We start from the raw sequence: 7061 nt of genomic DNA, 5'->3' as shown, positions 1-7061 counted from the left end.
ACGTCGATGAGTCTTGCAGGTCATTTCCCTTTGTGTGTTTTCCTGTAAGATATACGATTTCGTATAGGTTTCCCCGTTTTTACGGCGGGTCACCCAGCATCGCCGCCACCTCTGGTTCACTGCATTCCGGGCTGGACTTTGCCTGCAGGCCCTTCGGATTCTTCCTTACGGAAGACACCCTGCCCTTCCGGCAACCTTCGGTTGCCGGAAGTCTGCTTCGGCTACGGCACTTTAAAGGGTAAAGTCACCGGGTGGATTTGAACCACCTAGATAGTGCGACTGTGAGGCGCACACAAAAAACCGGTGAAATCATCACCGGTAGTAAAGAGCATATTTGAGATATACATGTAAAATAAAACTCATTTTTCCTGCGTTAACTATAAAATTAATATAGCACGGAAATGTCAAGATAGCAAGCATTTTTATGGAAATTGAAGCAAATCAATAGCATATCCCCACCACAGCGGCAAAGTTGGATCAACAGAGGGCGTAATTCCATTTTAACTCAGCCATCGACAATGTTATGATCTTCTGCACGAAGGAGGTGCACTAGATGCAAATTGAAGTCAAAGATATCCGAAAAACGTTCAAGGTGTACAAACGGCCCGAAGGAAAGTGGGGGCTGCTGAAGGGAGCTTTTATGCGCAATGTGACTCAAGTGGAAGCGCTTGGGGGAATCAGCTTTGAGATTAATCAAGGTGAGCTTGTCGGGTACATCGGGCCTAACGGTGCCGGCAAATCCACTACGGTCAAGGTGATGAGCGGCATCCTTACACCAGACAGCGGTGAGTGCACCATTATGGGCAAGGTTCCCTGGAAGAGCCGTGTAGAGCATGTGTCCAAAATCGGTGTCGTGTTCGGGCAGCGCTCCCAGCTATGGTGGGATGTACCGGTGGCCGACTCTTTTGATGTGCTCAAAGATATCTATGCCATTCCCCCGGGTGATTACAAGACAAGACTTGCCGAACTGACGGCAACCCTTGGTGTGGAAGCGCTTTTAAAGACGCCAGTGCGGCAGCTCTCGCTTGGGCAGCGGATGCGTTGCGAGTTGGTGGCTGCCCTGCTGCACCGGCCCAAAATCCTCTTCCTGGATGAGCCTACCATCGGCCTCGATGCGGTATCCAAGCTTGCGCTCCGGAACTTTTTGAAGGAGGAAAACCGCAAGTACGGGGTAACCATGGTGCTGACCACCCATGATATGGACGACATTGAAGCGCTCTGTGAACGGGTGATGGTCATAGGGCACGGACAACTGCTGTACGACGGACCGCTTGGCGGCCTGCAGGAGAAATATGCTCCAGAAGTGATTATGAAGGTGAATACGGATGCCATGATCGCTGCGATGTATAACGACCTGTCGCTGGTATAACAACTTTTAGGAGGTGTGAAATGAATTTTCGGAATACCTGTAAGGCCAGCAGTTCCCTCTTCCGCATCCGTATGGCCGAAGGGCTGCAATACCGGGCTTCTGCTATATCCGGCGTGTTTGTAAGTGTCTTCTGGGGTTTCCTGGAGTGCGTACTGTTCACCGTATTTTATACATACAGCGATAACGGAGCCTGGAATAATAACGGTCTATCCTTATCCCAAACCATATCCTACGTATGGCTGGCTCAAGGCCTGTTTATCTTGCAATCCATGAATATTGACGGCGAGATTATGGCCAAAATCAACAACGGTGATGTCGGTGTGGAGCTGTGCCGCCCGATGAATCTGTACACGCATTGGTTCGTCAAAAGCTCAGCAGGCAAGCTTGGAACCTCCTGGCTCCGCAGCCTCGCCACCATCCTGGCCGGATTGATGATGCCTGTCAGCTACGCGCTGGGAGCTCCTGCATCTGCTCTTGGATTTGCCTGTTTTCTTCTGTCAGTTGTGATGGCCTTTGTGCTGTGCTCCGCCTTTGCCATGTTCGTCACCGCTATACGTTTGAACATCACCTGGGGTGATGGCCCAACGTATATGCTATTGCTGTTCAGCGGGATATTGTCCGGCACTTATCTTCCTCTCCGTCTCTGGCCTGACTTTATGCAGACCTTTCTGTATCTCCAGCCCTTTGGCGGGTTCGCAGATATACCGGTTCAGCTGTATATCGGCAGTCTCGCGCCATCGGGTGCCCTGCCTGCAATCGGGTTACAGCTTTTTTGGAGTGCTCTCTTTATATTCGCCGGACGTTCCATCATGACCCGCAAGCTAAAAAGTATTATCGTGCAGGGAGGGTGAACCAAAGGATGATTGCTGAAGGCAAAATCTATTTCAAATATTTGCGGATGCATCTGTTGTCGGGGATGGAATATAAAGGCTGGTGGCTGATGCTGATCCAGGTGCTTGTTGTTGTCATTTCGGACCCCATCGCCACCGTGCTGCTCTTCTCACGCTTCGGCAATATCGGAGAATGGACTGTAGCCCATATTATTCTGGTCTACTCACTGGCTGTAGCTTCCTTTGGACTTGCGGAGAGCCTATGCCGCGGCTTTGATTATTTTCCCTGGCAGATGCTGCGCTCCGGTGACTTTGACAGATTGCTACTCCGTCCCCGCTCCCTGTTCGTCCAGGTCGCAGCGTCCAGGTTCCATCTGCACCGTCTGGTCCGTCCCATCACGGGAATCTGCGCGGCAGGCTGGGCGCTCTCAGAGCTTGGCGTTTCACTAACCTTGGGGAAGATCGGCATTCTGACCATGGCCCTGGCAGGCGGGTGCATTATGTATTGCGGGGTATTCGTGCTTACCTCGGGGCTCGCATTCTTTACCATCAAAGGCCTGGACTGGATCTATATCCTGACCAATGCCAGCTATCAAATCACCCGCTGCCCCGAGCCCTACATGCCTAAGGCGCTGAAGTCCATGTTCAGCTTTGTGCTGCCTATGCTGTTTATCAGCTTCTATCCTGCGGCCACGGTGTGCGGCTGGGGTTATCCTGAGTGGCTAGGCTATCTGTCCCTTCCCGCCGGAGCTGTGTTCCTGGGCGTGTCGCTGCTGGTCTGGCGTTTTGGGGTAAGGCATTATAAGAGCACGGGGAGCTGATGTTTCGAGAGTATGCTATTCAAACCATAATCGCCCCCCTGTAGGTTCATAGCAAATAAGCTGGTGAAAGAACCGCAAGTTTTTAACTAATGTGAGCTCAAATGCTTGCGGTATCCCTCCACCTTTTCCTCCCGGTAGCCCATCGACTCATAAAAGACATGCGCTTCCTTACGCTTCTCACCCGAGACGAACATGATGTAATAGCATTCTTTTTCGTGAGCGATGGACTCCAGGGCAGATATAAGCTTTTTGCCGAGGCCTTGGCGCCGTGCCCGGGAAGAGACAACCACATTCTCAATCACCATAAACGGCCGGCAATCGCCAACGAGATCCTGGCACACGATGCCCATCATTGAACCCAGCAGTTCCCCGTCCACATAAGCGCCCAACAGTATGTAACGGCTATCCGCCTGAATTGAACGAAATACCTCCTCCAGCTTCTTCGGGTCCGAAGGACGGTCGATCAGCTCATGGTAGAGCTTGTTCAGTGCATCAAGGGATTCGAATTCAATTTCTTTAATAGTGACCATATGCAGGCCCCCGCTTTCTGTTAATTGATCAAGCTATTCTTTTTCATACATATATAGCTTTCCATTCTGGGGATGAAGCATCCTTCTGCCCTTGAATCCCCTTCGCCGCAGCTCACGTTCCAGCAGCATTATATTCTTTAAGCACAGCCTCCACTCGCTCTTCGACAGTCATATCCCCTTCCAGTCTCAATACAGGACATTGCAGCTGTGACATCCATTCCTCATGAAGAATTCTGCTTCTGACTTCCGGACCCGCTGTATCGTACAAAGCCGCCCATTCCATAAAGGTCTGTACCTCATCGAACATGCTGCCGCCAGGCAGAATTTCCGCACCATACCTCAAAGCTTCCCTTGCTCGCAGGCGTTCGAGCCGGATTTCCCCGGGAATCCACAGAAATACAACCAGATCAAACCAGGGACGAAGCCCGTCACCCCAACCACAAACGGCACCAGACAATATCCATGGCTCCTTCTGGTCGAGATCACGGTGGATCGTACGCAGCCTTTCATTAATCTCCGTCTGTTTGGTATATTTATGCGCCCAGAAATAATCATCGCTGTCCAAATGCAAATGTGGCAGATGCTCAGCCAAAGCCCGGCCCAATGTACTGGTTCCAGAGCCTGACGCTCCCAAAATATGAATTTTGCTGTACATGTACCCTCCTATATATGCATTAAGTAGACCGTGTAACAAATCATGCATATATTCAAAAAAAGATACAGCGATACTTCTCACTGTACCTTTTTTCTATATCCGGTCTCACTCCGAAATGTCTGGTGGAATTCTCCGTGCGATACCCGTTGCGATTGCGGCCCGAATCACCGCGTCCCGTATCCCTTCGACCACTTTCTCATTAAAAATACTCGGGATGATATATTGCTCATTTAGCTCATCCGGGTGAACTACAGAAGCAATCGCCTGCGCAGCAGCCAGCTTCATCTCCAGATTGACCGTTTTGGCCCTGCAATCCAGTGCCCCGCGAAAAATCCCGGGAAAGCAAAGCACATTATTGATCTGATTCGGATAATCACTTCTTCCGGTAGCCACTACCCGGGCATAGGGCTCGGCCAGCTCCGGCTCAATCTCAGGGGTCGGGTTAGCCATGGCGAACACGATGTTATCCTCCGCCATACTCTGAACATGCTCTACTTTCAGGATGCCTCCGCTAGAGACGCCAATGAACACATCCGCCTCCCGTATGGCCTCCGTCAGTCCTCCAGTCAGCCCCTCAGGATTGGTTGCCCCGGCAAGCCAGCTCCACTCCGCATTGTCATAACTCTGCTCCTTGTGCAGAATGCCTGTCCGGTCAACAGCATAGATCTTCTGTGCACCCGCTGCCAGCAGCAGACGGCAGATCGAAACGCCTGCTGCTCCGATGCCAACAACGACAATCCGGCAATCCTCTACTCTTTTCCCAACCACTTTTAGCGCATTCAACAGACCGGCCAAAGCTACAACTGCCGTCCCATGCTGATCATCATGAAACACCGGAATATCCAGTTCAGCGGACAGCCGCCGTTCAATCTCAAAGCAGCGGGGAGAGCTGATGTCCTCCAGGTTAATCCCACCAAACCCGGCAGCAACCGCTTTCACAATACGAATGATCTCCTCTGGATCTTTGGTATTCAGGCATAGCGGAAAAGCATCGATCTCTGCCAGCTGCTTGAACAGCATCGCTTTGCCTTCCATCACAGGCATCGCCGCTTCCGGCCCAATATCGCCGAGACCCAGTACCGCGGTGCCGTCGGTAACGACAGCTACCGTATTTCTTTTCATCGTTAGTGAATAGGCTCTCCCCGGGTCCTCAGCAATAGCCATACAGACACGCGCCACACCAGGTGTGTAGACCAGCGACAGATCCTCACGGTTCTTGATCGGCATCTTTGGGGTGATCTCAATTTTGCCGCCGATGTGAGCAAGAAAGGTTCTGTCCGATACATTGATGACTTTAATCCCCGGCATGTCTGTAAGTACCGTTATAATCTTGTCATTTGAAGCATCCTGCACATTTACCGTAATATCCCGCGTCGTTACATCCTTGCCTGCGCGAATCACGTCAATGGCCACAATATCGCCACCAACCGCAGCCAGCCTCGAAGCCACATCCCCAAAGGTCGCAACCGACTTGCGGATTTCCAGCCGGATAATCATCGTTGTTGCAATCGACATAGAGTTACCCTCCTTGATCTAAGCAATCTATGTCCAATATACTACAGTTCACACTTTATACATAATTGTATTCTTAAATTTCGGATTCCCACGTTTTACCGGTTGCCTTTGATATAATCTGAACATCTGACCTTAGAAACTATACATCCAGGAGGAATAGCATTGGCCGTTTCCGTATCCGAATTCACTGAATACTTAGAGAAATATGTATCCTTTTTGATTATTGAAAAGAACCTCTCCCCGAAGTCCATCAAAGCCTACATGTCCGACCTTAACATGCTCCACAACTGGTTAACCGAAAATGAGGTGGACGCTATTACAAGCGACATCCTCCATCATTACTTCCACAGCTTCAACAGTGCAGGCATGCTTAAGGATTCCACGATCAAGAGAAAGTACATATCGATTAAGTCATTTTTTTTATTTTTGGTCCATAAAAATTGGATTGAACAATCCCCGCTCCACAACTTCGGGAAAAAGTTCAAAACCGCCAAAAGAATTCCCAAGACACTGGCCGTTGAAGAAATTGAACGCTTGCTGCAATCTCCGTTGATCGACCGGAAGCAATTGACCACGCCGTTTCGCACCCGTCTGTCCATCCGCAACGATGCCATTATCGATTTATTATTTTCAACCGGCATTCGTATTGGAGAGCTTGCACAAATTCATCTGCAGGATATCGACTTAAAGAATCAGGTGGTTGTTATTTTCGGCAAAGGGCGCAAAGAGCGGCTGCTCTATCTGTCCAGCTCCGAGCTAATCGGCAAGCTCAACGACTGGATGGAGATCAGAGAGCAGTTCCGTCCGAAGAACGATACCTTGTTCGTTAATAAATACGGCCAGGCCTTATCGATTTACGGAGTTGAAGATATTTTTGCCAAATACAGAAAGTTAGCCAGCATTAACGAAAAGGCAACGCCTCACTACCTCAGGCATTCATTCGCCACTCAGCTGCTGGAGAACGGAGCCGACCTCCGCGCCGTCCAGGAAATCCTCGGCCACTCCAGCGTAAGCACCACCGAAATCTACACCGAGGTCTCAGTCAAACGAAAGCGGGACGTCCTCTCCCAATTCAACCCCAGAAACCGGCTGGAGACCTCCAAATAACTATGAATTATTTGGGGGTTCTTATATGGAAGGGATTTATAATTTAGTTAACGATATGAAAGATAAAGCTCAGCATATTCAAAAGTACTATGAGATTGCACTTCTGACTAATTCACGTTCTAAAACTAGAATATTCAATAACCAGCCTTTTGATTATTCCGAAAATAATGAATTTTTTTCTGATCAGGAATTTTCTGAAATACTAGAAGGAATTCAATCAGCAGGGTATTATGT

Annotated in this window: 9 protein-coding genes; 6 read left to right on the top strand and 3 right to left on the bottom strand. The window is 49.8% G+C overall.

Annotation, left to right across the window (positions count from 1 at the left end; genetic code table 11):
• The 4 genes from A3844_RS33255 to A3844_RS29925 all read left to right on the top strand — a co-directional run.
• Positions 1-242 (top strand): hypothetical protein (locus A3844_RS33255; protein WP_208619429.1); only part of this gene is annotated, 242 nt, incomplete at its 5' end.
• A 311-nt stretch (positions 243-553) separates the two neighbouring features.
• Complete coding sequence (locus A3844_RS29935) at positions 554-1369, top strand: ABC transporter ATP-binding protein (RefSeq protein ID WP_074087466.1); 816 nt, start codon at positions 554-556, stop codon at positions 1367-1369.
• A 20-nt stretch (positions 1370-1389) separates the two neighbouring features.
• A complete protein-coding gene (locus A3844_RS29930; protein WP_074087467.1) occupies positions 1390-2220 on the top strand; it encodes an ABC transporter permease in 831 nt (276 codons plus the stop codon).
• On the top strand, positions 2217-3020 hold the full coding sequence (locus A3844_RS29925) for an ABC transporter permease (protein ID WP_143192206.1): 804 nt from the start codon (positions 2217-2219) through the stop codon (positions 3018-3020). The genes A3844_RS29930 and A3844_RS29925 overlap by 4 nt, the downstream gene beginning before the upstream one ends.
• An 86-nt stretch (positions 3021-3106) precedes the next feature.
• Here the strand turns inward: A3844_RS29925 and A3844_RS29920 are convergent, their stop codons facing one another.
• The 3 genes from A3844_RS29920 to A3844_RS29910 all read right to left on the bottom strand — a co-directional run bounded on the left by A3844_RS29920 (position 3107) and on the right by A3844_RS29910 (position 5720).
• A complete protein-coding gene (locus tag A3844_RS29920; RefSeq protein WP_074109406.1) occupies positions 3107-3550 on the bottom strand; it encodes a GNAT family N-acetyltransferase in 444 nt (147 codons plus the stop codon).
• 112 nt (positions 3551-3662) lie between these two features.
• The gene (locus A3844_RS29915; protein WP_074109405.1) at positions 3663-4205 is read right to left on the bottom strand and encodes an ATP-binding protein; all 543 of its coding nucleotides are present in this window, start codon (positions 4203-4205) and stop codon (positions 3663-3665) included.
• A gap of 105 nt (positions 4206-4310) precedes the next feature.
• Positions 4311-5720: an NAD-dependent malic enzyme gene (locus tag A3844_RS29910; protein WP_074109404.1), complete on the bottom strand. Its 1410-nt coding sequence runs from the start codon at positions 5718-5720 to the stop codon at positions 4311-4313.
• Positions 5721-5882: 162 nt separating this feature from the next.
• Here A3844_RS29910 and A3844_RS29905 point away from each other — a divergent pair, with 162 nt between their 5' ends.
• Both A3844_RS29905 and A3844_RS29900 read left to right on the top strand, forming a co-directional pair.
• Positions 5883-6827, top strand: a complete 945-nt coding sequence (locus tag A3844_RS29905; protein WP_074087472.1) for a tyrosine-type recombinase/integrase — start codon at positions 5883-5885, stop codon at positions 6825-6827.
• A gap of 25 nt (positions 6828-6852) precedes the next feature.
• The coding region (locus tag A3844_RS29900) for a hypothetical protein (protein WP_143192205.1) at positions 6853-7061 on the top strand (209 nt) is incomplete at its 3' end.

Source organism: Paenibacillus helianthi, from assembly GCF_001909055.1.
In the GTDB taxonomy this organism is placed as follows: domain Bacteria; phylum Bacillota; class Bacilli; order Paenibacillales; family Paenibacillaceae; genus Paenibacillus_AQ; species Paenibacillus_AQ helianthi.
This window is presented reverse-complemented; position numbering and strand designations above follow the sequence as displayed.

Excerpts from the sequence above, each read along its gene's own strand:
- A3844_RS29935 (WP_074087466.1), top strand. The coding sequence starts at position 554 with ATGCAAATTGAAGTCAAAGATATCCGAAAAACGTTCAAGGTGTACAAA.
- A3844_RS29930 (WP_074087467.1), top strand. The coding sequence starts at position 1,390 with ATGAATTTTCGGAATACCTGTAAGGCCAGCAGTTCCCTCTTCCGCATC.
- A3844_RS29920 (WP_074109406.1), bottom strand. The coding sequence starts at position 3,550 with ATGGTCACTATTAAAGAAATTGAATTCGAATCCCTTGATGCACTGAAC.
- A3844_RS29915 (WP_074109405.1), bottom strand. The coding sequence starts at position 4,205 with ATGTACAGCAAAATTCATATTTTGGGAGCGTCAGGCTCTGGAACCAGT.
- A3844_RS29910 (WP_074109404.1), bottom strand. The coding sequence starts at position 5,720 with ATGTCGATTGCAACAACGATGATTATCCGGCTGGAAATCCGCAAGTCG.